Origin of the sequence: Bradyrhizobium sp. SBR1B (assembly GCF_014198205.1) — a bacterium.
Classification (GTDB): domain Bacteria; phylum Pseudomonadota; class Alphaproteobacteria; order Rhizobiales; family Xanthobacteraceae; genus Bradyrhizobium.
In genome coordinates, this window is sequence record NZ_JACIHC010000002.1 from 448,367 (window position 1) to 473,055 (window position 24,689).

General features: G+C 64.9%; 16 protein-coding genes and 2 pseudogenes. 12 read left to right on the plus strand and 6 right to left on the minus strand.

Annotated elements, in window-relative coordinates; translation table 11 throughout:
• Positions 1–108: 108 nt before the first annotated feature.
• The 5 genes and pseudogenes from GGD61_RS06810 to GGD61_RS40380 all read left to right on the plus strand — a co-directional run.
• Positions 109–999 carry an N-formylglutamate amidohydrolase gene (locus GGD61_RS06810; protein WP_018316156.1) on the plus strand — a complete coding sequence of 297 codons (891 nt, stop codon included), beginning with the start codon at positions 109–111 and terminating at the stop codon, positions 997–999.
• Positions 1,000–1,531: 532 nt separating this feature from the next.
• Entirely contained in the window at positions 1,532–2,314 is a 783-nt protein-coding gene (hisN, locus tag GGD61_RS06815) for a histidinol-phosphatase (RefSeq protein ID WP_183230449.1), read from the plus strand.
• Between the two features lie 21 nt (positions 2,315–2,335).
• A complete protein-coding gene (locus GGD61_RS06820; protein ID WP_092255473.1) occupies positions 2,336–3,301 on the plus strand; it encodes a tripartite tricarboxylate transporter substrate binding protein in 966 nt (321 codons plus the stop codon).
• A gap of 125 nt (positions 3,302–3,426) precedes the next feature.
• Positions 3,427–3,663: a DUF3551 domain-containing protein gene (locus GGD61_RS06825; protein ID WP_183230450.1), complete on the plus strand. Its 237-nt coding sequence runs from the start codon at positions 3,427–3,429 to the stop codon at positions 3,661–3,663.
• Positions 3,664–3,690: 27 nt separating this feature from the next.
• Positions 3,691–3,795 (plus strand): annotated as a pseudogene (locus tag GGD61_RS40380) (hypothetical protein); the annotation flags it as partial.
• A gap of 18 nt (positions 3,796–3,813) precedes the next feature.
• Here the strand turns inward: GGD61_RS40380 and GGD61_RS40385 are convergent.
• A pseudogene (locus tag GGD61_RS40385) lies at positions 3,814–4,095 on the minus strand (SIR2 family protein); the annotation flags it as partial.
• Positions 4,096–4,220: 125 nt separating this feature from the next.
• The gene (locus GGD61_RS06835) at positions 4,221–5,111 is read right to left on the minus strand and encodes a LysR substrate-binding domain-containing protein (protein ID WP_092255480.1); all 891 of its coding nucleotides are present in this window, start codon (positions 5,109–5,111) and stop codon (positions 4,221–4,223) included.
• A gap of 170 nt (positions 5,112–5,281) precedes the next feature.
• Between GGD61_RS06835 and GGD61_RS06840 the strand changes: the two genes are divergently transcribed.
• On the plus strand, positions 5,282–6,034 hold the full coding sequence (locus GGD61_RS06840) for a sulfite exporter TauE/SafE family protein (protein WP_092255483.1): 753 nt from the start codon (positions 5,282–5,284) through the stop codon (positions 6,032–6,034).
• A gap of 126 nt (positions 6,035–6,160) precedes the next feature.
• Here the strand turns inward: GGD61_RS06840 and GGD61_RS06845 are convergent, their stop codons facing one another.
• On the minus strand, positions 6,161–6,793 hold the full coding sequence (locus GGD61_RS06845; protein WP_092255486.1) for a LysE family translocator: 633 nt from the start codon (positions 6,791–6,793) through the stop codon (positions 6,161–6,163).
• Positions 6,794–7,040: 247 nt separating this feature from the next.
• On the opposite strand from GGD61_RS06845, the gene GGD61_RS06850 reads away from it, so the two are divergent.
• Positions 7,041–8,837, plus strand: a complete 1,797-nt coding sequence (locus GGD61_RS06850; RefSeq protein WP_177237068.1) for an adenylate/guanylate cyclase domain-containing protein — start codon at positions 7,041–7,043, stop codon at positions 8,835–8,837.
• Positions 8,838–9,029: 192 nt separating this feature from the next.
• Entirely contained in the window at positions 9,030–11,792 is a 2,763-nt protein-coding gene (locus tag GGD61_RS06855) for a di-heme-cytochrome C peroxidase (protein WP_183230451.1), read from the plus strand.
• Between the two features lie 214 nt (positions 11,793–12,006).
• On the opposite strand, the gene GGD61_RS06860 is transcribed toward GGD61_RS06855, so the two are convergent.
• On the minus strand, positions 12,007–12,954 hold the full coding sequence (locus GGD61_RS06860) for an alpha/beta fold hydrolase (protein WP_028140009.1): 948 nt from the start codon (positions 12,952–12,954) through the stop codon (positions 12,007–12,009).
• A 221-nt stretch (positions 12,955–13,175) separates the two neighbouring features.
• Here GGD61_RS06860 and GGD61_RS06865 point away from each other — a divergent pair, with 221 nt between their 5' ends.
• Together GGD61_RS06865 and GGD61_RS06870 are read left to right on the plus strand one after the other, a co-directional pair.
• Positions 13,176–13,637, plus strand: a complete 462-nt coding sequence (locus GGD61_RS06865) for an Hsp20 family protein (protein ID WP_026201620.1) — start codon at positions 13,176–13,178, stop codon at positions 13,635–13,637.
• A 284-nt stretch (positions 13,638–13,921) separates the two neighbouring features.
• Complete coding sequence (locus tag GGD61_RS06870; protein ID WP_092255496.1) at positions 13,922–14,692, plus strand: alpha/beta fold hydrolase; 771 nt, start codon at positions 13,922–13,924, stop codon at positions 14,690–14,692.
• Positions 14,693–14,931: 239 nt separating this feature from the next.
• Here GGD61_RS06870 and GGD61_RS06875 read toward each other — a convergent pair whose 3' ends face one another.
• Entirely contained in the window at positions 14,932–15,723 is a 792-nt protein-coding gene (locus GGD61_RS06875; RefSeq protein ID WP_092255499.1) for a hypothetical protein, read from the minus strand.
• Between the two features lie 492 nt (positions 15,724–16,215).
• Here GGD61_RS06875 and gltB point away from each other — a divergent pair, with 492 nt between their 5' ends.
• A complete protein-coding gene (gltB, locus tag GGD61_RS06880; protein ID WP_183230452.1) occupies positions 16,216–20,949 on the plus strand; it encodes a glutamate synthase large subunit in 4,734 nt (1,577 codons plus the stop codon).
• A gap of 160 nt (positions 20,950–21,109) precedes the next feature.
• Complete coding sequence (locus tag GGD61_RS06885) at positions 21,110–22,561, plus strand: glutamate synthase subunit beta (RefSeq protein ID WP_183230453.1); 1,452 nt, start codon at positions 21,110–21,112, stop codon at positions 22,559–22,561.
• 202 nt (positions 22,562–22,763) lie between these two features.
• On the opposite strand, the gene GGD61_RS06890 is transcribed toward GGD61_RS06885, so the two are convergent.
• Complete coding sequence (locus tag GGD61_RS06890) at positions 22,764–24,521, minus strand: outer membrane beta-barrel protein (RefSeq protein WP_183230454.1); 1,758 nt, start codon at positions 24,519–24,521, stop codon at positions 22,764–22,766.
• Between the last annotated feature and the right edge of the window lie 168 nt (positions 24,522–24,689).

Consider the following 24,689-nt stretch of genomic DNA (forward strand, 5'->3'; position numbering starts at 1 on the left):
GAATGGTTGCGATTCCGGACAATGACGACACATAAGAGCCGCATCGATCGGCCGAATCAATTCGATCCGGGGCCCGGATCCTGCCGCTAAGGGACGAAGCCTGAGAAGATGACCCGGTTTGACGGCGAGGTGTCGCCAGCCTTCGAGATCGTTGAGCCCGCGCAATGGCGCGCGCCTGTCATCTTCAACTCGCCCCATTCCGGCTCGACCTATCCGGACGAATTCCTCGCGGCGTCCAGGATCGACCTGCCGACGCTGCGGCGGTCCGAAGATTCCTTCATGGACGAGCTGATCGGCCATTTGAGCGAGCGCGGCTTTCCGACCGTGCGGGTCAACTTTCCCCGCTCCTATGTCGACGTCAACCGCGAGCCCTATGAGCTCGATCCCCGCATGTTCAGCGGACGGCTGCCGAGCTTTGCCAATACCCGCTCGATGCGGGTCGCCGGTGGCCTCGGCACCATTCCGCGCGTGGTCGGCGACGGCCAGGAGATCTACCGCGACCGCATCCTGGTCGACGATGCGCTGGGGCGGATCGAGACGCTGTACAAGCCCTACCACCGCGCGCTGCGCCGGCTGATCAACAAGGTGCACCAGATGTTCGGCACCGTGGTGCTGGTGGACTGCCATTCGATGCCGTCGGTCGGCGTGTCCCGCGACGAGCCGCGCCGGCCCGACGTCGTGATCGGCGACCGCTACGGCACGAGCTGCACCCCGCTTCTGCCCGACCGGGTCGAGGAGACCATGACCGGCCTCGGCTATTCGATCGGCCGCAACAAGCCCTATGCCGGCGGCTTCATCACCGAGCATTACGGCAATCCCGCGAGTGGCCTGCACGCGGTGCAGCTCGAGCTCAACCGCGCGATCTACATGGACGAGCGGCGGCGCGAGCGGAGTGCGCGCTTTGCGCAAGTGGCATCCGACTTCGGCGTTCTCGCCGACGTGCTCGCGACCACGATTCCCTTCGGCGATCTCGGCCCGTTCCAGGCCGCGGCGGAATAGGCGCCGGCCTTCCTTCGTCAGATCGTATTGCCTGTGATTGGCGCGAGCGCGCCTTCGCTTTGCTTTCGAGGCGCACGTTGAAACGAAAACAGAGCCGCAAAGAAAAAAGGGCCGCTCGCGAATGACGCAAGCGGCCCAAGTCTAGGGAGGAAACGCCCAAGGAGGGCAGCGGTAACGCCAAGAGCTACCGCACCGCAACAATATGCGACCGCGACGCACAAAGTGCAAGGGCTTTCGAGCCGTTTCCCATGCAGTACGCACATGGCTCAATTGCTTCTATGGAAACCCAGATTCAGTTTCTTTGATAAGGAAATTCAATGGGTTGATAGTCATTTGCATACGAACAAGGCATATTCGGAACTAAGTTTTCAACTCCGTGATCGATATTTGGCCAGCAGATGACTTGAATGAGGCAGCCGCCTTCGGCATCCAAAATACCAGGGTGCAAGATCAAGACAGCGCTGCACGAGGGAGGCGAATTGAGCTAGGCAGGAGGAAGCTCCATCCAACTTTCGCTTTGAGGATTTGGCCTGTGACGGTGATCGACTTCTCCGCCTTCATCGGACGGCTCGCCACCGCCTCCGGCGAAACTATCCTGCCGTTCTTCCGCACCTCGCTGTCGATCGACGACAAGAGCAAGACCAAGGATTTCGACCCCGTCACGGAGGCCGATCGCGCCGCTGAGGCGGTGATGCGCCGGCTGATCAAGGCCAACTTCCCCCAGCACGGTATCGTCGGCGAGGAATTCGGCAACGAGCGCGAGGACGCCGACTATGTCTGGGTGCTCGACCCCATCGACGGCACCAAATCCTTCATCGGCGGCTTTCCGATCTGGGGAACGCTGATCGCACTGCTGCACAAGGGCGCGCCGGTCTACGGCATGATGCACCAGCCCTTCATCGGCGAGCGCTTCTCCGGCGACAACGGTTCGGCCAACTACAAGGGCCCGTCCGGCGAGCGCCGGCTCCAGGTCCGCCGCTGCGCCTCACTTTCGGAAGCCACGACCTACACCACCAGCCCGCTTCTGATGAACGACCGCGACCGCGCCATTTTCAGCCGTATCGAGCAGGGCGCGCGTCTGTCGCGCTATGGCGGCGACTGCTACTCCTATTGCATGCTGGCGGCCGGCCACGTCGATCTCGTGGTCGAGACCGAGCTGAAGCCTTACGACATCGCAGCGCTGATCCCGATCGTGACCGGCGCCGGCGGCGTCGTCACCACCTGGGAAGGCGAGCCGGCCCAGGGCGGCGGCCGCATCGTCGCGGCCGGGGATGCCAGGGTTCACGAAGAAGCACTGAAGCTGCTCAACCAATAACAAACGCGAGCGGAGGCTTGCATGACCATCTCACGCAGGCTTCTTCTTGGATTATTGCTGCTGCTGCCGACGCTGGCGTCCGCGCAGAACTTTCCGACGAAGCCGATCAAGTTGATCGTGCCGTTCCCGGCCGGCGGGCCCAACGACATCATCGCGCGGGTGATCGGCCAGCGCATGTCGGAGCTGTCAGGGCAGCCGGTGCTGATCGACAATCGCGGCGGCCAGGGCGGCGTGCTCGGCACCGATGCGGTCTCCAAGGCCCCGCCCGACGGCTACACCATCGCGATCTCCTCAGCCGGCGCGCTCGCGATCAGCCCGAGCATGGAGAAAGTCGCCTACGACACCTTGAGCGACCTTACCCCGGTGACGCTGGTTGCGACCGTGCCGGAAATGCTCGTGGTCGCCACCAACGTGCCCGCCAAGGACATCGGCGAATTGATCGCGCTCGCCAAGGCGCAGCCGGGAAAGCTCAACTTCGCCTCCTCCGGCGCTGGCAGCCTGCCACACCTCGCTGGCGAGCTGTTCAAGCTGACGGCGAAGATCGACATCGTCCACGTGCCCTATCGCGGCGCAGCTCCCGCCGTGAACGATCTCTTGGGCCAGCAGGTGCAGATGACGTTTCTCGATCTCCCCGTGCTGCTGCCGCAGGTCAAGGCCGGCGCGCTGCGTCCCATTGCGGTCGGCTCGGCCGCGCGGGCGCCGACCGCGCCCGATGTGCCGACCACCGCGGAAGCGGGTTTTGCCGGCCTCCACATCGAGAACTGGTACGGCATGGTCGCACCGAAGGGCACGCCGAAGGAGATCGTCACGGCGCTGCATGGCCTCGCCACCAAGGCGATGGCGGATCCGGCGGTGAAGGGAAAGCTCGCCGCCCAGGGCGCGACGCTGGTCGGCGACGAGCCGGAGCACTTCCGGCAGTTCATCGCGGACGAGACCGCGAAATGGGCCAAGGTGATCAAGGACGCCGGCGTGGAGACGGCGAAGTAGGGCCGGCTGACGGGCCGCTGGCGGCCGACCTCGCCGAACCCGATGTGCCGCGACCCCAGGCGTGCCGAGCCCATTTGGAACGCCGCCTCACTGGCCGCGTTTCAATGTCGAAATTGGAGATTTCCATGAAGCGTCGTTTGCTGATAGCTGCCGCCACTCTGTCGTTCATGGCGTGCCTTGGCTGTTCGACCTCGGCAGTTGCGCAGGATCGCTACGGCCTCCAGGGCCGGACCTGGGGCTATCCGGGCAATTGCCAGTTTGCCAGTTACGCTCAATGCATGGCGACCGCCTCGGGCACGCACGCCTATTGCGGCATCAACCCGCGCTATGCCCAGGCACGCCGTTACAGGGAATACCGGTAAGTAACCTCCGCCAAGGCGAGCCGTGCCATGGACCCGGAGCGATCCCTGACGGCCGTGGTCTTTTCCGGCGGCCTGGGCCTAGGTGCCTATCATGGCGGGGCATTCGAAGCCCTGACTGATCTGGCACCGCGGATCGATTGGGTGGCCGGTTCATCGGCGGGCGCGATCACGGCAGCCTTGATCGCGGGAGGCGGTCACGCCATCCATCGGCGCAATGGTGGTGATGTCCCAGTTGGCCAAGACGGCTTCCTGCACAGGATTGCGCTGCGCGACAAATACAAAGGATTTCGGCCGGTCCTGGCGGTGGCCGGAATCGTCTCAAATCTGCCGGTGCAGGAGCAGACGTATGTTGGGGGCGGACATGCTGTAGCCGACCAACAGCAGCATGCTTCCCAAGGCGTCGGCGCGGAAACGGATATCTAGCGGGGAATTGAGCAATCCGGAGAAAGACCAGATCGATCCGAAGCGGCCACCGGTCGACCTGGAGAATGGCAGAAATCGAACAGGCACTAGGCGCGGTCTGTCAGGACGTCGCTCCTCGATCGCGACGGCACTGCTCACACCGTCTCTGCCCTTAAATGCTCCACCAGCATCTTGGCCGGCCGTGGCAGCGCCTTGAAGCTGCGCGCGCAGATCACGAGGCGGCGGTTGGCGAAGGCATCGCGCAGGCGGACGATGGCGAGCGGCATCAGCTTGGCGCAGCGGCGGGCGGCGGATTCGGGCACGAGGGCCACGCCGACATCGGCGGCGACCATCTGGCAGATCGCGTCGAAATCGCGCAGGCGTGCGCGGAAATGCGGGCGCATGCCAAGCCGCGCCGCGTGCTTCGAAATATGCATCTGAAGCGCAGTGGCGCTGGTCAGCCCGACGAACTCGCACGCCCCCGCCTCCTGGAAATCGATCTGGCGGCGGCCGGCGAACGGGCCGCGGCGCGAGGTCACCAGCGCCAGGCGGTCCTCGCTGAACACAAAGCGCTCGATATGATCGGGCAGCGCGTGCTCGGCGGCGAAGCCGAGATCGGCCGCGCCTGCGGTGATCGCGGCTGCGATGTCGGTGCTCTCGCGCTCCTCGATGTCGACGGCGATGTCGCGATGCTCGCGCAGAAAGCCGGCCAGCGCCTTCGGCAGATGCTCGGACAGGCCGGAGGTGTTGGCGAGGAAATGCACACTGGCGCGCACGCCAGAGGCAAAGCCGGCGAGATCGCCGCGCATGGCGTCGATCTGGTGGATGACCAGCCGCGCATGGTCGAGCAGGCTTTCGCCCGCCGCGGTCAGCTCGACGCCGCGCCGTCCGCGCTTGAGCAGCGCGACCCCGAGCGCGTCCTCGAGCCCCTTGATGCGCGCGCTGGCCGAGGCCAGGGCCAGATGCGACCGCTCCGCACCGCGGGTGATGCTGCGCTGGTCGGCGACCGCGATGAACAGCTGGAGGTCGACGAGGTCGAAACGCATGGCAGGTCTCTTTCTTGTTGTTGGAGCACGATCTTGACGGAAAACCGCTGCGCACTTTGCGCTGACGCGGCCCTGCGGGTCCGGATCATGCGTCAGCCTTCGTCTCCAACGAAGGCTTGCTCCGTAACCTCCAGATTGTGCGTCGGCGCGGCTTCGGTCAATGTGCAGGCATGATCGACCCGCTTCTCATTGTCATCGCCGCCGTCTTCCTGGTCGCCGGATTCGTCAAGGGCGTGGTCGGGCTCGGCCTGCCGACCGTGTCCATGGGCCTGCTCGCGGTGAGCATGACGCCCAGCCGCGCGATCGCCATCGTCATCGTGCCCGCCATCGTCACCAACATCTGGCAGACCTTCGTCGGCCCTTATCTGCGCGACATCCTGAAGCGGCTGTGGCCGCTGATGATCGGCACCGTGATCGGATGCTGGCTCAATGCCGGCGCGCTGACCGGCCCGCATGCGCGCTACGGCACGATCGTGCTGGGCGTCCTGCTCGTCATCTACGCCGTGATCGGCCTGAACAAATTCCAGTTCCGCGTCGCGCAGCAAAACGAGAAATGGGTGGGCGGCGTGGTCGGTGTCGTCACCGGCGTGATCTCGGCCTCGACCGGCGTGCAGGTGATCCCCTCGATGCCGTTCATGCAGGCGATCGGCATGGAGAAGGACGAGCTGGTGCAGGCGCTCGGCGTGTTCTTCACGACAGCGACGCTGGCGCTCGCCTTCAACCTCACCGCCGTTGGCCTGGTGACGCCAGCCAATGTCGTGCCGGGCGCGGTGGGTATGGCCATGGCTTTTGCCGGCATGTTCGTGGGACAGTCGGTGCGGGCGCGAATGCCGGCGGAAGCGTTCCGCCGCTGGTTCCTGATCGCGATGATCCTGCTCGGCCTTTATCTCGCCGGCAGCGCGGTGGCGAAGGAATTCGGCTAGGGCAGACCGTAGGGTGGGCAAAGCGAAGCGTGCCCACGCATTTTTTGTGATCGAGAGAGGGTGGCGGGCACGGCGCAAGTGCGCCTTTGCCCACCCTGCGCAGCTTCCCTCATCCGTTCGAACGAGCTACCGCGTCTCCAGCATGGCGACGCGGATGCCGAGATAGATGAAGAGGCCGCCGAGCGCGCGGTTGACCCAGGCGATCGCACCTTCGGATTCTCGCAGCCGGTGGGCGGCTTTGGCCGCGAACGCGGCCAGCACCAAGCACCACAGCGTCCCTGTAGAGATGAAGATCAGGCCGAGCGTCAGGAAGGCGAGCGGCTTGTGCGGTGAATCGGCCGCAACGAATTGCGGCAGGAAGGCCAGGAAGAACAGCGCGACCTTGGGATTGAGCGCGTTAGTGAAGACCCCTTGGAGGAACACCCGCCGCAGCGAGCTTCGCACCGGCTCGTCGATCGCCGCCGCCAGCACAGGACGCGACCACAGCATCTGAATCCCGGTGAACACGAGATAGGCCGCGCCGACCAGTTTCAGGATCGAAAAGGCGGTCGACGAGGCCATCAGCAGGGCCGAAAGGCCGATCGCGGCGGCCGCGACATGGACAAAACAGCCGCAACTGATGCCGAATGCGGCCGCGGCGCCGCCCCGCCAGCCCATCTGCATGCTGCGACCGATGACGTAGACGGAATCAGGCCCCGGCGTGATGTTGAGCAGCACGCCCGAGAGGATGAAGAGCCCGATTTCGTGAATGCCCAGCATGCAAAAGGTGCCCCTGCCGCCCGTTCGTGCGTCGCAATTCCGCTTAGTCGGTTCGGCCGCCGCCGTCCACCGCCGGGATTGCGTGGGATTTACCTCGAATTTGCAATGCGGATCATGCTTCCGCTCGGCCACATCTGCTTTATAAAGGCGAGGTTCTTGAAATGCGGGATTCGAGCCGACTTGCCACGCTGTGGCCAGTCCCAGGTCCCTTCACGATCACTTATCGATCCCTTGGAGCTTCCGGGATATGGAAAGACGTCTGGCCGCCATCGTCTGCGCCGATGTCGCCGGCTATTCGCGCATGATGGGCAGCGACGAGGCCGGCACCCATGCCGCCTTCAAGGCCCATCGCAGCGCGATCCACCCGATCATCCTCAATCACGGCGGCCGCGTCGTGAAGAACACCGGCGACGGCTTCCTGCTGGAGTTCCCCTCGATCGTCGGCGCCACCGAGGCCGCGATCGCGATGCAGACGCTGATGGCGGAGCGCAACCACCATCTGCCGGCCGACCGCGCCATGCAGTTCCGCCTCGGCATCCACATGGGCGACGTCATCGCCGATGAGGACGAGGTATTCGGTGACGATGTCAACATTGCCGTCCGCCTGGAATCGGTGGCGAGCCCCGGCGGCTTTGCGATCTCGGCCAAGGCCTACAAGGAGGCGAGCAAGCATCTCAGCGTGCCGCTGGTCGATGCCGGCAATCATCGCTTCAAGAACATCAAGGATGCGGTCGGGGTCTGGACCTGGACACCCGAGGGTGCGCCGGCGCTCGCGCCCGAGCTCCGCGAGGCGTCCGCCCTCTCGCAACAATACCGCACCGCGATCGTCGGCGTGCTGCCCTTCGCCAATCTCAGCGATGCCCAGGACGAATATTTCTCCGACGGCCTCACCGAGGATCTGATCCACGCGCTGTCGCTGCAATCCTTCTATCGCGTGCTGAGCCGCAACTCGACTTTCGCCTTCAAGGGCAGGAACACCAGCACCCGCCTGATCGCGCGCGAGATCGACGCCACCTATTTGATCCAGGGCTCGGTGCGGCGCGCCGGAGCCAAGATCCGCGTCACCGCCGAGCTGATCGCGCCGGAGACCGGCGAGCAGCTCTGGACCGGCCGTTACGACCGCGACATCGGCGACTTCTTCGCGATGCAGGACGAGATCACGACCAATCTGTCCGCCGCCATCGCCACCGAGATCGTCCGTGCCGAAGCCTCGGCGCCCGCGCGACTCTCGACCGACGTCACCGCCTGGGACCGCTTCCTCAAGGGGCTGTCGCATTACTACCGGCAGACCAAGGAGGACCTGGCCACCGCCGTCGATCTGTTCCGGGAGGCCATCAGGGTCGATCCCAAACTGTCGATCGCGCACGCCTATCTCGCCACGATCCAGATCCAGAGCATCCAGTTCGGCTGGGTCAAGGGCACGCGAGAGATGTGGGCCGAGGCGATGAACCTCGCCGAAACCAGCGTCCGGCTCGACCCGCGCTCGTCCTTTGCATTCTCGATCCTGTCCTGGGCGCACGCCATGGAAGGGCATTATGAGGCGGCGATGGACGCGGCCAAGCGCGCGGTCGCGCTCAATCCCTACGACATGGGCGCGCGCGGCGTGCTCGGCATCTGCCATTTCGTCATCGGCGAGCACCGGGAGGCGATCGAGCTGTTCTCGATGGCCGCGCAGCGCGACAACAGCGACCCGCGCTACCAATGGGCGGCACTGAACGCCTTCAGCCATTATCTGTTGCGCCAATATGACGCGACCCTGTCATGGGCGCGCGAGCAGCTCTACATCAACCCCAACCACATGCAGGCGCTGGCGATCCGCGCCGCGGCCCTGGCACAATTGGGCCGGAGCGCCGAGGCGAGCGAGGCGACGGGCGTGCTGATGGGCAACTACCCGACCCTCAATGTCGATCGTCATTTGCGCAACTTCCACTGGAAGCGGCCCGAGGATCTCGCCCATTATCGCGAGGGGCTGCTGAAGGCCGGCGTGCCGCTCGGCAAGCTGACCCTGGTTCAGAGCGACGTCAAACGCGTCGCCGAGTCCTGACCGGCAGACCGCGGTCTCCCGCAGCCGTTCCCTTTGGTCTTTGGCCAGAACCGCCTGCTTGTTGACAGGACAGTGAATTCGGCCACACTTCGCCACACGCTGAAGTAGTATAATCTGATGTCGGTTTGTTAGGACTTTCCGCGCTTGATCGGCGCCTCATTTCACGATTCGCTGTTTTCAGGATTTTGGGCCATGCATGACCCCGCTTCGAAGCCGCCGTTCGATCCCTCGGTCCAGGTCTCGCCGAACAATCCCTGCCCATTCCTGCGCGGCCTCGTCGGCGAGGGCTTCGTCGAGGGCGGCACCGTCCCGCTCGGCAAGCTGTCGGAGACGATCGCGAACGCGACCGGCGAGACCGGGCTGAAGAAGGCGTCTGCCCAGCTCCAGGTCCGCGGCGTGGCGCTCATCGCCAATGGTCTCGGTCACATCCTCAAGAGCATCTTTTCGGGCGCGCAGCTCGATGCGCTGCGCGGGGGCCCGCTGGACAAACGCGGTGCCGGCTCGCGCATCCTCGGCGTCGACGGCAAGGTCAACGACGACGAGATCGCTCGGTTCGCGAGTTTCGGCCGGACTTACACCGATCCGAATGGCGGCTCCGAGCTGGGCCTCAACGCCTCGGAAATCGAAATCTTCATGCGCGACAACCTCAAGCGCGCCGGCAGCGCCGCGCGCTGGTACTACCCGCTGCTGATGAAGTTCGAATGGCCGATCCTCCTGAAGATCATCGGCAAGGGCACGGGCGAGGATCGCTATCTCAGCGTTGCCGACGTGCGCACGCTGTTCAACGAGCGCCAATTCCCCGCGCGCATCAACCAGCGACTGGTCCCGCCGGTGCTATCGACCTGCCAGCGCGTGGTGCGGGGCGCCCTCAAGCTTGCGGCCTTGCTGATCGCCGTCGGCCTCGTTGCTCTTGTCGCGGTGGCCGAATTCCCCAATCAGGTTCGCGCCATGCTGCCGCAGAAGGGAATTCTCGTAAATCTCCTGCCGCCGCCCTTGCCTGCGGTCCCGGAGACGAAGGCCGCCTTCTGGCTCGAGCAAAACTGGTCGCTGAAGGACCGGCACTGGTTCCACCATGCCAGCCAGGGCACCGCGACCTTCCCCGTGCCCTATGAATGGTTCATGGCGCTGGAGCAGCCACGCCTTCATCTGTTCTCGAAGCCCGGCATGATGAAGGACAGCGCCTACCTCGAAGGCTTCGGCTTCATCCCGAGCCCGCAATCGATCCAGACCGACACGACGACGTTGCGCCGCTTCGGTTACGCCAATGTCTACGAGACGACGCAGGTGCCGGACTGGTCGACCAGATGGACGCCGGTGGAGAACGTCGACGGCCTGCCGGTCGGTTTCGCGCGGATGACCGGCGTCGTCGATCCCGCGACCGGCCGTCGCGAGGAAGATAAGATCGGGCTGACCTGCGCGGCCTGCCACACCGGCCAGATCCATTACCAGGGCGTGGACGTGCGCTTCGACGGCGGCCCGGCCATGACCGACCTGAAGAAGCTGGAGCTCTCGACCGGCCTGTCGATCGCCTACACCCTGTATGTCCCGTTCCGCTTCCAGCGCTTTGCCGATCGCGTGCTCGGCCCCGATGCCAGCAAGACTGACCGCGCCGCACTCAAGCAGAAGCTCAACGCGATCGGCACGTTCCTGATCGACCGGGCGAAAACCCAGCAAAAGACGGTTGAAAGCAAGAAGACCTGGAACGGCAGGCAGCAGCAGGACACGGAGGAAGGGTTCGGCCGCCTCGACGCTCTCAATCGCATCGGCAACCAGGTCTTCTCACAGGATCTCGCGCTGAGCGGGGTCAAGGGCTTCGAGAAGAACCTGCATGCCCAGGACGCGCCGGTCAGCTACCCCGCGATCTGGACCGTGCCCTGGTTCAAATTCGCCCAGTACGACGCATCGATCGAGCAGCCGTTGATCCGAAATGCCGGTGAAGCGCTCGGCGTGACTGCGCTGCTCAACCTGTCCGATGCCTATCCGGAGGACCGGCTGTGGCGGTCCTCAGTGAACATCAGGACACTCGGCTGGATCGAGGACATGCTGAGAGGCCCCGATCCGTTCAAGCCGGCCGATCCCTCTGCCGATCCGAAATTCGGCGGCCTGCTGGCGCCGCAATGGCCCTCGCAGATCCTCGGCGATGCATGGAGGATCGATCAGGCCAAGGTCGAGAACGGCCGCAAGATCTACGCCGAGATGTGTTCCGGATGTCACCTGCCGGCCGTCAACACCAAGGCTTTCTGGTCCTCGACTCATTGGGAGGCGAGCGGCGACAGCAAGGTCCTGAACGCGGTCACGATTCCCCTCAAGGAGATCAAGACGGATCCCGAACAATCCCTTGTTCTCAGCAACAGGATCGTCGATGTGCCCGGCTTCCTGAAGGTGAATACGGCCGACCTCCAGAAATGGTGGCAATGCGACATCCCGACCGCGAGCAAATCGCCCAATGAGATGGTCTATGCGCTCGGGCTCATGACGGTGGTCGATCTCGTCGCCCGCAAATGGATGGACGACGAGAAGGTCCCGGAGGCCGAACGGGCGAAATTGTGGAATCTCGCGCGCAAGAATTGTCTCAATCCGGCGCCCGACCCGCGCTATCGCGCGCGGCCATTGAACGGCATCTGGGCAACGGCGCCTTACCTGCACAACGGTTCGGTGCCTTCGCTGTATTGGTTGCTGAAGCCGGCGAACGAGCGCCCAACCAAATTCTGCATGGGCCGCCGCGACTATGATCCCGTCACCGTCGGCTTTGCGGTGACCGCGGATGAGACGTGCAAGACGGGCGAAACGCAGTTCTCGGCGGGGTCGGAGAAGGACCCGGTCCAGGGTAACAGCGTGCTCGGCCATTCCTTCGAGCGCAAGGAAGGCGAACCGAAACGCGACGGCGTCATCGGCCGCATGTTCAAGGACGATAACGAGCGCTACGACCTGATCGAGTATCTGAAGACGCTGTAGATGATCTTCACCTCTCCCCGCTTGCGGGGAGAGGTCGAATTCGATTGCAGATCGAATTCGGGTGAGGGGGACTCTCCGCGAATCCAACTCTCACCGCCCCCGCGGAGACTCCCCTCACCCCGACCCTCTCAGCGCGAGCGAAGCTCGTCGCGTCCCCGCATCCGCCTTCGCCAAGGCTTGGGCGGACATGAGCGGGGCGAGGGAGAAGGTCTCCTCACTTAAACAACGGCGTGCCCGGCACGAAGGCGTCGAAGGCGGCCCAGAACTGGGAGCGGTAGCGGTCCTGCTCCTGGAGGATCTCGTGCTTGGCGCCGGCGATCACGAGATGGGAGCCGGCGCGCAGATGATAGGCGAACTCCTCGATCGCCGCGGTCGAGACCACGGCATCGTTGGAGGCCGCCAGCATCAGGATCGGCTGGCGGATCTGCGAGGGGTAGTTCTTGCCCTTGAAGGTGTTCATGGCGCGGAAGGCGGTGTCGGCCCAGGCCACGGTCGGTGATGCCAGCCCGAGCGTCGGGTCCTCCTCCAGGATCGCGGCATTGCGCGCATAGCGCACCGGATCGCTGGTCACGGGATTGTTGATGAAGGGATCGAGCCCGGTGAGACGGTCACTGCCGCCGGGGACATAACGGCCGCCCTGCCCGAGCAGGCGCATGGTCTTGAGCAGCGCACGCACCGGAAGCGAGGTGGTGCGGCCGGGCAGGTCGATCATCGGTGCCGACAGCACCATGCGATCGAACCAGCGCTTGCCCGCATGCGCCACCCGCAGCATCACCGTGCCGCCCATGGAGTGGGCCAGCGCGAAGAAGGGCGGCGGGCAGTCCGGCAGCACGACCTGCTGCACGAAGGCCTCCACGTCGACCTCGAAATCGGAGAAATCGCGCACATAGCCCTTGCGCGGGTCGCGCAGGCGGCGCGAGGAATGGCCCTGCCCGCGCCAATCGATCATCGCCACGGCAAAGCCGCGGTCGCGCAAATCGCGCACGGTCTCGAAATATTTCTCGATCTGCTCGCTGCGTCCGGTGAAGACGCAGACGGTGCCCTTGCGGTTCGCCGGCGGCGCCCAGCGCGCAAAGCGCAGCTCGGCACCATCGGGCGTCTTGATGGTACCGCTGACGACGTCTTCGGGGACGGGATTGGACGGGATCGAGACCAGCGTCATGATTGGAAGTGCTTGGGCGCGAAGTGCTGCAAATCAAGGGGCGGGAGCGCCGAAAAGGCGCTGATTGCCGCCCTCTTGAACGCCGTCTCGTTCCACCCATATCATCTTCGTGCAGGCCGCTACCAGTGTTTCGGAACCGGAACATCAGGCTGCACACAGACTAAAGCCCGGCCCGATTGGCGGGCGGGTTACCCAACAGTCGCTCAATGGAGGACTTGACCATGCGTAGCTATGATCTCACCCCCTTCTATCGTTCCACCGTCGGCTTCGACCGCCTCTTCAGCCTGCTCGACCAGGCCAGCTCGGACGGCAGCCCCGGTTATCCCCCCTACAACATCGAGCGTACCGGCGAGAACGCCTACCGCATCACCGTTGCGGTCTCGGGCTTCGCCAGGGATGAGCTCTCCATCGTCGCGAAGGAAAACACGCTGACGATCAAGGGCGAGAAAGTCGCCAACGAGAACAGCAAGTCCGAAGTGCTCTACCGCGGCATCGCCGCGCGTGCCTTCGAGCGCGCCTTCCAGCTCGCCGACTTCGTGCAGGTGAAGGACGCCTCGCTCGAGAACGGGCTGCTTCACGTCGACCTCGTCCGTGAGATTCCCGAGGCGAAGAAGCCGCGCCAGATCGCGATCAACACCAGCGCACCCAAGGCGCAGGTGATCGAGAACTCGGTCGCTGCCTAAGCAATAGGCCACTTCCAGGTTGCGAAAACGCCCCGGTGCCCCGGGGCGTTTTTTGCGTGCTCAGTCCGCGGCTTTTGTTTTCGGTCGAAATGGAAATACAGGTTCGGGTCGTCATTCTAAGTCTGGTCCGGTTCAGGCGCGGGAAACCAGAGATAGCTGCATCGATTGCGCAATCGCGATGCTCCCCGACCAGACGCTTGTCACAGCTTGGTGACCGCGCGTAACGCCGACGCTCCACGTGCCGTCCTTTCGAGATCGAACCCAAAACAAGACGGAGAAAGATCATGTCACTCTGGCGCAGCCTTTTTGTCGCCGCGAGCCTTCTGGCGGCTCCCCTCAGCCTTGCTCATGCGCAGACGCCGCAAACGGTGAAGGCGAAAAACGTCGTGCTGGTGCACGGTGCCTGGGCCGACGGCTCGAGCTGGTCGGAGGTGATCCCGATCCTCCAGGCCGCAGGCCTGCACGTGACCGCGGTGCAGAATCCGCTGTCGTCGCTTGCGGACTCGGTCGAGGCGACCAAGCGCGCGCTGGCCGAGCAGGATGGTCCGACGGTGCTGGTCGCGCATTCCTGGGGCGGCACCGTGATCAGCCAGGTCGGCACCGATCCGAAAGTAACCGGGCTCGTCTATGTCGCCGCCCGTGCGCCGGATGCGAACGAGGATTTCGTCGCACTGTCGAAGCAGTTTCCGACCGGCCCGGTGCGTGCCGGCATCGTCGAGCGCGACGGCTACACCAAGCTTTCAGAAGAGGCCTTCCTGAAGTACTTCGCCAACGGCGTGAAGCCCGAACAGGCCAAAGAGCTCTACGCCGTGCAATGGCCGACCGCGGCGTCGATCTTCGCCGGCCGCACCACGGAAGCTGCGTGGCATTCGAAGCCGAGCTGGTACGCGGTGTCGAAGAACGATTACACCATCAATCCCGATCTCGAGCGCTTCCTCGCCAAGCGCATGAACGCAACCACGATCGAGCTCGATGCCGGCCATCTCTCGCTGGTGTCGCATCCGAAGGAGGTCACGAATTTGATCCTGGAAGCGGCGGGGTATCCGCGGAGCTGAGGCTTCACCGCGACAACGCAAAAGCGCCCGAGATCCTCGGGCGCTTTTTGTTTTGCTCAGTCTCCCGGATGTCGTCCCCGCGAACGCGAGGACCCATAACCCCAGGGAGCAGTTTGGCGAAGGCCAGTGGTCCGGTACTCGCACCTCATCCGCACCGATAGATCACGCGGTATGGGTCCCTGCGTTCGCAGGGACGACGGCGTGGGTGCGGCCGGCGCGATCGCGTCAAACTCGCGGTGCTAATCCAGCCCCTGCGCGGCAGGCATCTCCTGCGTCGGCAGAATCGTTGGGGCCGGCTTGGCCTGGCCGACGGTTGGCGCAATGGCTTGTGGCGCGGCCTCGGCAGGCCTCGCCTGCGCGGCAGCGGTCTGCTGCGGGGCTTGGGCCTGCGGCGCCTGAGCCTGCTGCGCCACCGGCTCCGCCGGCTTGGCGGCGGCGACCGGCGTCTCGCCGCGTCGCGGGGCGGCCTTGGGCAGCGGCACGGCGCGGCTCGTCACATGCGGGATCGCGGCCGGCGGCCGCGGCGGGCCGCTGCGGATCACGGTCGGCGGCGGCAGCGCGCTTTGCGGACCGTAAGGCGAGGACGCGCGCTCGTCATAGGCGGGCGCCATGCCGTAGGCGTCGGCGGCTGGCATGAAACGGATGATCCGCCCGTCGCGGGCGTCGATCACGAGCCGGCCGTCGTCACCGCGACGGTCGATCACCGCGATGGTGTAGACGCTGCCGCGCAGGCGCGGGATGCCGAGCGGCGAGAAGCCGTTTTCACGCAAGACCGCGTAGACCTCGGTCGACGGCAACAACGCCGGACCGCGCTCTTCGTAACCATAGCCGTAACCGTAGCCTTGGCCGTAACGCGGCGGCGGTGGCGGGGCGGCTTCGGGGGGCGCATAGGGTCCGTCGAAATCCGACGCCGGGATGATCGCCCCTCTCGCAATACCGTTCGCGGGAACTTGCGCCAAAACCTGCCCATGCCCGGCGCTCATGGCGAGCGCCAGCGTGGCGGCAGCCACACATCCTGTGAAAAACTTCATCGTCGACACGCTCCTGTCAGGCCCCCGAATGCCTCGCGCTCTTTCGCTTCTTGCGGCGTGGCGCGCCTTTCGAAGGGTTGATCCGAAGCTTCATTTGGGATTTCGGCGCCCACAGGGCCGGATCGGGGCGCGTTTGCTTCAAAACCGGGGCCGCGCAACTTTCGGAAAGCGATTGATTGACATATCGGGAATCGGGACTTCCGCACGCTTGTGTGCTAGACAAAAATTTGGCAAGGTGATGGTTAGGACAGGAAGACTGTCTCAATTTTGCTTGCGGTTCCGGCATTGGAATTTCAACGAAAGCGGGTGCTTTCGAGCACCATAAGGCAACGGGCAAAGCCGTTCTCGGGGACGAAGAACGCCTTGGCCTGAATTTAAGAAAATGCGGCTCGCTAGCGGACGAGCGGTGACCCAGAGGCGGGTGCCGCGGAACGCCCAAGGTGCGCCGATGATGGCGGTGAGGCAGCTTGCCGCATGGAGAGGATTGGAACAATGAACGGGTCGCAATTCGAGCGCGCAAACATCGTGGCAGAAGAGCTGTCGGCGACGGTCGCCTCGAAAACGACCGATCCGATTCAGGAACACAATTCGCGCCCGCCAGCCGTTGGCCTCTACGATCCGAGCCTGGAAAAGGATTCCTGCGGCGTCGGCTTCATCGCCAATATCAAGGGCAAGAAGTCGCACGAGATCGTCGCGGACGCGCTGAGCATCCTGTGCAATCTCGAGCATCGCGGTGCCGTCGGCGCCGACCCGCGCGCCGGTGACGGCGCCGGCATCCTGGTGCAGATCCCGCACGCCTTCTTCAGCCGCAAGGCGAAGGAGCTCGGCTTCGCGCTGCCGGCGCCCGGCGAATACGCCATCGGCGCGCTGTTCATGCCGCGCGACACCGCATGGCGCAACGTCATCAAGAGCATCATCGCCGACCAGATCAAGGAGGAGGGCCTGACCCTGCTCGGCTGGCGCGACGTGCCGACCGATAATTCCTCGCTCGGCGTCACCGTGAAGCCGACCGAGCCCGCCTGCATGCAGGTGTTCATCGGCCGCAACGGCACCGCCAAGACCGAGGACGAGTTCGAGCGTCGGCTCTACATCCTGCGCAAGTCGATCTCGCAGGCGATCTACCAGCGCCGCGACCGCGGGCTCGCAGGCTATTACCCCTGCTCGATGTCCTGCCGCACCGTGATCTACAAGGGCATGTTCCTCGCCGACCAGCTCGGCAAGTACTATCCCGACCTGCACGAGACAGATTTCGAGAGCGCGCTCGCGCTGGTGCATCAGCGCTTCTCGACCAACACCTTCCCGGCCTGGTCGCTGGCGCATCCCTATCGCATGATCGCGCATAACGGCGAGATCAACACGCTGCGCGGCAACACCAACTGGATGGCGGCGCGCCAGGCTTCAGTGAGCTCCGAGCTCTACGGCAAGGACATCAATCGGCTCTGGCCGATCTCCTACGAAGGCCAGTCGGACACCGCCTGCTTCGACAACGCGCTCGAATTCCTGGTGCAGGGCGGCTACTCGCTGCCGCACGCCGTCATGATGATGATTCCGGAGGCGTGGGCCGGCAATCCGCTGATGGATGAGAAGCGCCGCGCCTTCTACGAATATCATGCCGCGCTGATGGAGCCGTGGGACGGCCCCGCCGCGATCGCCTTCACCGACGGTCGCCAGATCGGCGCCACGCTCGACCGCAATGGCCTCAGGCCCGCACGCTATCTCGTCACCAAGGACGACCGCATCGTGATGGCGTCCGAGATGGGCGTGCTGACGATCCCCGAGGACCAGATCATCACCAAGTGGCGCCTGCAGCCCGGCAAGATGCTGCTGGTCGACCTCGAACAGGGCCGCCTGATCCCGGACGACGAGATCAAGGCCGAGCTCGCCAGGAGCCATCCCTACAAGGAGTGGCTGGAGCGGACCCAGATCGTGCTGGAGGAGCTGCCGAAGGTTCCGACCACCGGCGTGCGCTCCAATTTGTCGCTGCTCGATCGCCAGCAGGCGTTCGGCTACAGCCAGGAAGACATCGCGATCCTGATGACGCCGATGGCGGCTACGGGCGAGGAAGCCGCGGGCTCGATGGGCAACGACACGCCGATCTCGGCGCTGTCGGACAAGTCCAAACCGCTGTTCACCTACTTCAAGCAGAACTTTGCGCAGGTCACCAACCCGCCGATCGACCCGATCCGCGAGGAGCTGGTGATGAGCCTCGTCTCCATCATCGGACCGCGGCCCAACCTGTTCGATCTGCAGGGGCTTGCCACCACCAAGCGCCTCGAAGCGCGCCAGCCGATCCTGACCGACGCGGATCTCGAAAAGATCCGCTCGATCTCGGATGTTGCCGAGTCGCACTTCAAGTCGCGCACGCTGGACACCACCTTCCACGCCGGTCTCGGCGCGGCAGGCATGGACCAGGTGCTCGACGAGCTCTGCGCGCGCGCCGAAAGCGCGGTGCGCGAGGGCGTCAACATCATCATCCTGTCCGACCGCATGGTCGGCACCGACCGGGTGCCGATTCCGGCACTGCTGGCCTGCGCCGCCGTGCATCATCATCTGATCCGCGTCGGACTGCGTACCTCGGTCGGTCTCGTCGTCGAATCCGGCGAGCCGCGCGAAGTACATCACTTCGCCTGCCTGGCCGGCTACGGCGCGGAGGCGATCAATCCCTATCTCGCGTTCGAAACCATCGTCGCGATGAAGGACCGCCTGCCCGGCTCGCTCGACGATTACGAGATCGTCAAGCGCTACATCAAGTCGATCGGCAAGGGCCTTTTGAAGGTGATGTCCAAGATGGGCATCTCGACCTACCAGTCCTATTGCGGCGCGCAGATTTTTGACGCGGTCGGCCTCAAGGCGGACTTCGTCGCAAAGTTCTTCGCGGGCACGCATACCCGCGTCGAGGGCGTCGGCCTTGGCGAGATCGCCGAGGAGGCGGTGCGCCGTCATGCCGACGCGTTCGGCGAGGCGCAGGTCTACAAGACCGCGCTCGACGTCGGCGGCGAATACGCCTATCGCAGCCGCGGCGAGGACCATGCCTGGACCGCCGAATCGGTGTCGCTGCTGCAGCACGCCGCGCGCGGCAATTCGCAGGAGCGCTATCGCGCCTTCGCAAAGATCCTCAACGAGCAGTCGGAGCGTCTGCTGACGCTGCGCGGCCTGTTCCGGATCAAGAACGCCGACGAAGAGAAGCGCAAGCCGATCCCGGTCGACCAGGTCGAGCCCGCCAAGGACATCGTCAGGCGCTTCGCCACGGGTGCGATGAGCTTCGGCTCGATCTCGCGCGAGGCGCACACCACGCTCGCCATCGCCATGAACCGGATCGGCGGCAAGTCGAACACCGGCGAAGGCGGCGAGGAAGCCGACCGCTTCAAGCCGATGCCGAACGGCGATTCCATGCGTTCGGCGATCAAGCAGGTCGCCTCGGGCCGCTTCGGCGTCACCACGGAGTATCTCGTCAACTCCGACATGATGCAGATCAAGATGGCGCAGGGCGCCAAGCCCGGCGAAGGCGGTCAGCTGCCCGGCCACAAGGTCGATGCGACCATCGCCAAGGTCCGGCACTCGACGCCGGGCGTCGGCCTGATCTCGCCGCCGCCGCACCACGACATCTACTCGATCGAGGATCTGGCGCAGCTCATCTACGATCTCAAGAACGTCAACCCGACGGGCGACGTCTCGGTCAAGCTCGTCTCCGAGATCGGCGTCGGCACGGTCGCCGCGGGCGTTGCCAAGGCGCGCGCCGACCATGTCACCATCGCCGGCTTCGAAGGCGGCACTGGTGCTTCGCCCCTGACCTCGATCAAGCATGCCGGCTCGCCCTGGGAGATTGGGCTAGCCGAAACCCACCAGACCCTGGTGCGCGAGCGGCTGCGCAGCCGCATCGTGGTCCAGGTCGACGGCGGCTTCCGCACCGGCCGTGACGTTGTGATCGGCGCATTGCTGGGCGCCGACGAGTTCGGCTTCGCCACCGCCCCGTTGATCGCGGCCGGCTGCATCATGATGCGCAAGTGTCATCTCAACACCTGCCCGGTCGGCGTCGCGACCCAGGACCCCGTCCTGCGCAAGCGTTTCACCGGCCAGCCCGAGCACGTGATCAACTACTTCTTCTTCGTTGCGGAGGAAGTGCGCGAGATCATGGCTTCGCTCGGCTTCCGCACCTTCAACGAGATGGTCGGCCAAGTTCAGCTGCTCGACCAGACCAAGCTGGTCGCGCACTGGAAGGCCAAGGGCCTCGATTTCTCCAAGCTGTTCGTCAAGCAGAAGGAAGAGAAGGGCCAGAAGATCTATCACTCCGAGCGCCAGAACCATCATCTGGAGGCGGTGCTCGACCGCTCGCTGATCGAGAAGGCAACGCCTGCGCTCGACCGCGGCGCGCCGGTGAAGATCGAGGCCACGATCAACAGCACCAACCGCTCCGCGGGCGCGATGCTGTCCGGTGCGGTCGCCAAGATCTACGGCCATGCCGGCCTGCCGCACGACACCATCCATGTCAGCCTCAAGGGCACCGCAGGCCAGGCTTTCGGCGCCTGGCTCGCCCACGGCGTCACCTTCGAGCTCGAAGGTGAAGGCAACGACTATGTCGGCAAGGGTCTCTCGGGCGGCAAGATCATCGTCAAGCCGCCGAAGAACTCCGCCATCGTGCCGGAAGAAAGCATCATCGTCGGCAACACCGTGATGTACGGCGCGATCGAGGGCGAGTGCTATTTCCGCGGCATCGCCGGCGAACGCTTTGCCGTGCGCAATTCCGGCGCGGTCGCCGTGGTCGAGGGCGCCGGCGATCATTGCTGCGAATACATGACCGGCGGCATCGTGGTCGTGCTCGGCAAGACCGGGCGCAACTTCGCGGCCGGCATGTCCGGCGGCATCGCCTACGTGGTCGACGAGACCGGCGATTTCGACAGGCTGTGCAACATGGCGATGGTCGAGCTCGAGCCGGTGCTGTCGGAGGAGCTGATCAACGCCGGCACCTATCACCATTCCGGTGACCTCGAGGCGCACGGCCGGGTCGACGTGTTCAACAACCTGCTCGCCTCCGACGTCGAGCGGCTGCACGTCTTGATCTCGCGCCATGCGAAAGCCACCGGCTCCAAGCGCGCCGCCGACATCCTTGCCAATTGGAAGGAATGGCTGCCCAAATTCCGCAAGGTGATGCCGGTCGAGTACCGGCGCGCGCTGCGCGAGATGGCCGCCAACGCGGACGCCGAGCCGAAAATCGCGATCGGGGCGTAAGAGAAAGCCCTCATGGTGAGGAGGCGCGGAAAGCGCCGCCTCGAACCATGAGACCACCATCCGGGCCTCTATCCTTCGAGACGCGGCGCGAAGAGCGCGCCGCTCCTCAGGATGAGGAGTGAGAGAACAAAGAACTTAAGCGGCAGGGACTTCGGGTTTAATGGGCAAGATCACGGGTTTTCTGGAAATCGAACGGCATGACCGCAAGTACACCCCGGTCGCCGAACGCGTGAAGCATTACAACGAGTTCGTCGTTCCCTTGACCGAGAAGGAAACGCGCGACCAGGCCGCGCGCTGCATGAATTGCGGCATTCCCTATTGCCACGGCACCGGCTCGGTCGCGCCCGGCACGCCCGGCTGCCCGGTCAACAACCAGATCCCCGACTGGAACGACCTCGTCTACCAGGGCAATTGGGAAGAAGCCTCGCGCAATCTGCACTCGACCAACAATTTCCCGGAGTTCACCGGGCGCATCTGCCCGGCGCCGTGTGAAGCCTCCTGCACGCTCAACATCGACGACAACCCCGTCACCATCAAGACCATCGAATGCGCGATCGTCGACCGCGCCTGGGATAATGGCTGGCTGAAGCCCGAGATCGCTGCGGTCAAGACCGGCAAGAAGGTCGCGGTGATCGGCTCGGGCCCGGCCGGCATGGCCTGCGCCCAGCAGCTCGCGCGCGCCGGCCACGACGTGCATTTGTTCGAGAAGTACGCCAAGGCCGGCGGCCTGCTGCGGTACGGCATCCCCGACTTCAAGATGGAGAAGGGTGTCATCGACCGCCGCGTCAAGCAGATGGAGGGCGAAGGCGTCACGTTCCACTACAACAGCCATGTCGGCGTCGACGGCAATGTCGATCCGCGCGAGATGCTCAACGAGTATGACGCGGTGGCGCTGACCGGCGGCGCGGAAGCCCCGCGCGACCTGCCGATTCCCGGCCGCGAGCTGTCAGGCATCCACTACGCCATGGACTTCCTGCCGCAGCAGAACCGCCGCGTCGCCAGCGAGCCGCTGAACGGCGTCAAGGAGATCCTGGCCGGCGGCAAGCACGTCGTCGTCATCGGCGGCGGTGACACCGGATCAGACTGCATCGGCACCTCGCTGCGCCAGGGCGCGCTGTCCGTGACCCAGCTCGAGATCATGCCCGCCCCGCCCGAGCGCGAGAACAAGGGCCTGACCTGGCCGAATTGGCCGCTGAAGATGCGGACGTCCTCAAGCCAGGCCGAAGGCGCAGTGCGCGAATACGCCGTGCTGACCCAGAAGTTTTCCGGCGAGAACGGCCAGGTCAAGAAGCTGCACTGCGTGCACGTCGACGACAAGTTCAAGCCGATTGCCGGCACCGAGTTCGAGTTAGAGGCCGAGCTCGTCCTGCTCGCCATGGGCTTCGTCCATCCCGTGCACGAGGGCCTGCTCAAGATGCTCGCCGTCGAGCTCGACCCGCGCGGCAACGTCAAGGCCAACACGCTGGACTACCAGACCTCGCGTCCGAACGTGTTCACCGCCGGCGACATGCGCCGCGGCCAGTCGCTGGTGGTGTGGGCGATCCGCGAGGGCCGGCTGTGCGCAAGGTCGATCGACACGTTTTTGATGGGGAAGACGGATCTGCCGCGCTGAGCTTTTTGCTCCGCCGCCGGTCAGCAAACGTTGTCATCGCCCGGCTTGACCGGGCGATCCAGTATTCTAGAGACATCTAACGTATACGGATAGGCCGCGGCGTACTGGATGCCCCGGTCGAGCCGGGGCATGACAGCGGAGTAAGTGGCGAGAGCGGAGCCGAACCAAGCCGCATGCGCTCAAACGCGCCTCACCGCAGCCCTCAATTCTGCAATCTCACGCCCACCATCACCACCGTCCCCTGCGAGCTCGAGCCCGGCTGGTTCGAATCCAGGATGTCGTGGCGCAGCGTGCCCTTGACCCAGATGTTGCGGTTGAGCTTGTAGATCAAATTGCTCTCGAACGAGTAGGTCTTGTCGTTGCGGTTCTGGCCCTGGTAGTCGAGCGTGCCGTAGGTGAACTTGCCGACGGCGGTGAGCCAGCGGCGGAAGTCGTGGTCGACTTCGGCCGAATAGGTGCGCACCAGCACGCCGGAGGAGCCTGGGATGGTGGTCTCGGCGATCTGCGTGTCGGTGAAGAATTTCACCGTGGTGAGGCCGCTCGCATTCCAGATCAACGAGCCCGTGGTCAGAAATCCTGCGAGCTGGCTGAGGCGCGGGTCGGTGTAGTTGCGCGCGGAATAGCCGACCGAGATTTCGCCGGTGAGGATGCGCGAGAATTCGAAGGACGAGCCGACCTTGGCGTAGCCGCCGTTTGAATCGCGGAAATAGCCGTTGCGGTCGGCGGCCTGGTCGTGGACGCGGGTGTCGCCCTGGATCTCGACGAATGGCTTCAGTCCCGGCTTGAGGTCGTAGGAGAAGCGGCCGATGCCGCCATACTGGTTGAAATCGCGATCGCCGTTGCTGAAGGTCGAGCCGTCGGTGAGCTTGGAGTCCGTGTAGGCGGTGCGATCGACCGTGGCGCCGGCGGCGACCTGGAAACGATTGAAGGTCTGGTCGAAGCCGACGGTGGTGCCATAGGCGGCGTAAACCGGATATTTCTGCAGGCCGGCCTGCACGTTCGGGCTGCCGGGATTGTCGGTGGCGAGCCGCAGGCGCAGCTGCGAGGTCAGCTTGAGATCGCGGTCGACGTCGAGGCGGCCGTCGACATGGCCGGTGAAGTCGGGACGATCGGCCTCGACCGGCGAAGGCGAGGCAAAACCATTGATCGTCGCCGGCATGTTGTTGGTGTAGCCGGAGAACGAGCCGCGCAGGTCAGCGACCAGCGCGTGGCGCTCCCAGTCGGACATCACCAGCAGATCAGGCGCAACGACATAGACTGGCGATCCCACCGGCTTGTTGAGACGCGTCGGATTGCTGTCGTAGCCGGTGGAGAGCTCGAGCCCGCCCTTGATCAGGAAGCTGCCGGCATAGTCGCCGACGGCTCCGAACGCATCGTCATCCGCCTTGAGGCGGCGGCGCAGCGGCTGGCCGGGCACGGTGCCCGCCATCGCCGCCGGCACCGGCGCCTTGTTGGCGGACGCGGATGGCGGCGGCGCGATTCTGGGCAGGCCGAGCGTCGAGTGCGGCGGCGCCGTGGTCGGCACCGGCGAGCCGGGCCCGGCGGCGCGCTTCGGCTTCGGCTGGCCCGGATAGAGCTTGGGTTGCTGTCGCTTGCGGTTGAGCGAATCATAGCCGGAGGCGCTCGCGCCAGTGGCGGCGGGCAGTCCGTAGGTCGGGACCTGACCGACGCGCGAGGTCGCCGGCGTCTGCTGGCGTTTGCGCGGATCGGCACTGGGATCGGGCAGTGCCGGCAACGCATCCGACGGCGCCTGCGGCACGCCTGCCGTGCGGCGCGTCGGCAGCGTCTCGGGCGCGGCGAAGCCGCCGCGGTTGGGATTGAACAGATCGGACGTGAGGCTCTGGCCGGCCGCGGGCACGCTTGTGAGGGCCGTCAGCGCAAGACCCGGCGCAAGGCACGGCAAAGCCGCGCGCAGGAACTGCGCGCGTTTGCTCCGGCCGGTGCCTGGAGACGACCCCACGATGGAATAACTCCAACGAAATCAAACACTTTCACGGTGACCTCCGCCGGCTGGCGGGAACCATCGTTAATGGAGTTAAAACAATTATGGTTAATGACCGGTTGAGGGCTTAGGCGCGCTCGTCGCCTCCACCGCCGCGGCGTGCTAATGAGGCGCCGACCGGGCAAA

Excerpts from the sequence above, each read along its gene's own strand:
- GGD61_RS06810 (WP_018316156.1), top strand. The coding sequence starts at position 109 with ATGACCCGGTTTGACGGCGAGGTGTCGCCAGCCTTCGAGATCGTTGAG.
- GGD61_RS06885 (WP_183230453.1), top strand. The coding sequence starts at position 21,110 with ATGGGCAAGATCACGGGTTTTCTGGAAATCGAACGGCATGACCGCAAG.
- GGD61_RS06840 (WP_092255483.1), top strand. The coding sequence starts at position 5,282 with ATGATCGACCCGCTTCTCATTGTCATCGCCGCCGTCTTCCTGGTCGCC.
- GGD61_RS06875 (WP_092255499.1), bottom strand. The coding sequence starts at position 15,723 with ATGAAGTTTTTCACAGGATGTGTGGCTGCCGCCACGCTGGCGCTCGCC.
- gltB (WP_183230452.1), top strand. The coding sequence starts at position 16,216 with ATGAACGGGTCGCAATTCGAGCGCGCAAACATCGTGGCAGAAGAGCTG.
- GGD61_RS06870 (WP_092255496.1), top strand. The coding sequence starts at position 13,922 with ATGTCACTCTGGCGCAGCCTTTTTGTCGCCGCGAGCCTTCTGGCGGCT.
- GGD61_RS06820 (WP_092255473.1), top strand. The coding sequence starts at position 2,336 with ATGACCATCTCACGCAGGCTTCTTCTTGGATTATTGCTGCTGCTGCCG.
- GGD61_RS06850 (WP_177237068.1), top strand. The coding sequence starts at position 7,041 with ATGGAAAGACGTCTGGCCGCCATCGTCTGCGCCGATGTCGCCGGCTAT.
- GGD61_RS06825 (WP_183230450.1), top strand. The coding sequence starts at position 3,427 with ATGAAGCGTCGTTTGCTGATAGCTGCCGCCACTCTGTCGTTCATGGCG.
- GGD61_RS06865 (WP_026201620.1), top strand. The coding sequence starts at position 13,176 with ATGCGTAGCTATGATCTCACCCCCTTCTATCGTTCCACCGTCGGCTTC.
- GGD61_RS06845 (WP_092255486.1), bottom strand. The coding sequence starts at position 6,793 with ATGCTGGGCATTCACGAAATCGGGCTCTTCATCCTCTCGGGCGTGCTG.
- GGD61_RS06860 (WP_028140009.1), bottom strand. The coding sequence starts at position 12,954 with ATGACGCTGGTCTCGATCCCGTCCAATCCCGTCCCCGAAGACGTCGTC.
- GGD61_RS06855 (WP_183230451.1), top strand. The coding sequence starts at position 9,030 with ATGCATGACCCCGCTTCGAAGCCGCCGTTCGATCCCTCGGTCCAGGTC.
- GGD61_RS06835 (WP_092255480.1), bottom strand. The coding sequence starts at position 5,111 with ATGCGTTTCGACCTCGTCGACCTCCAGCTGTTCATCGCGGTCGCCGAC.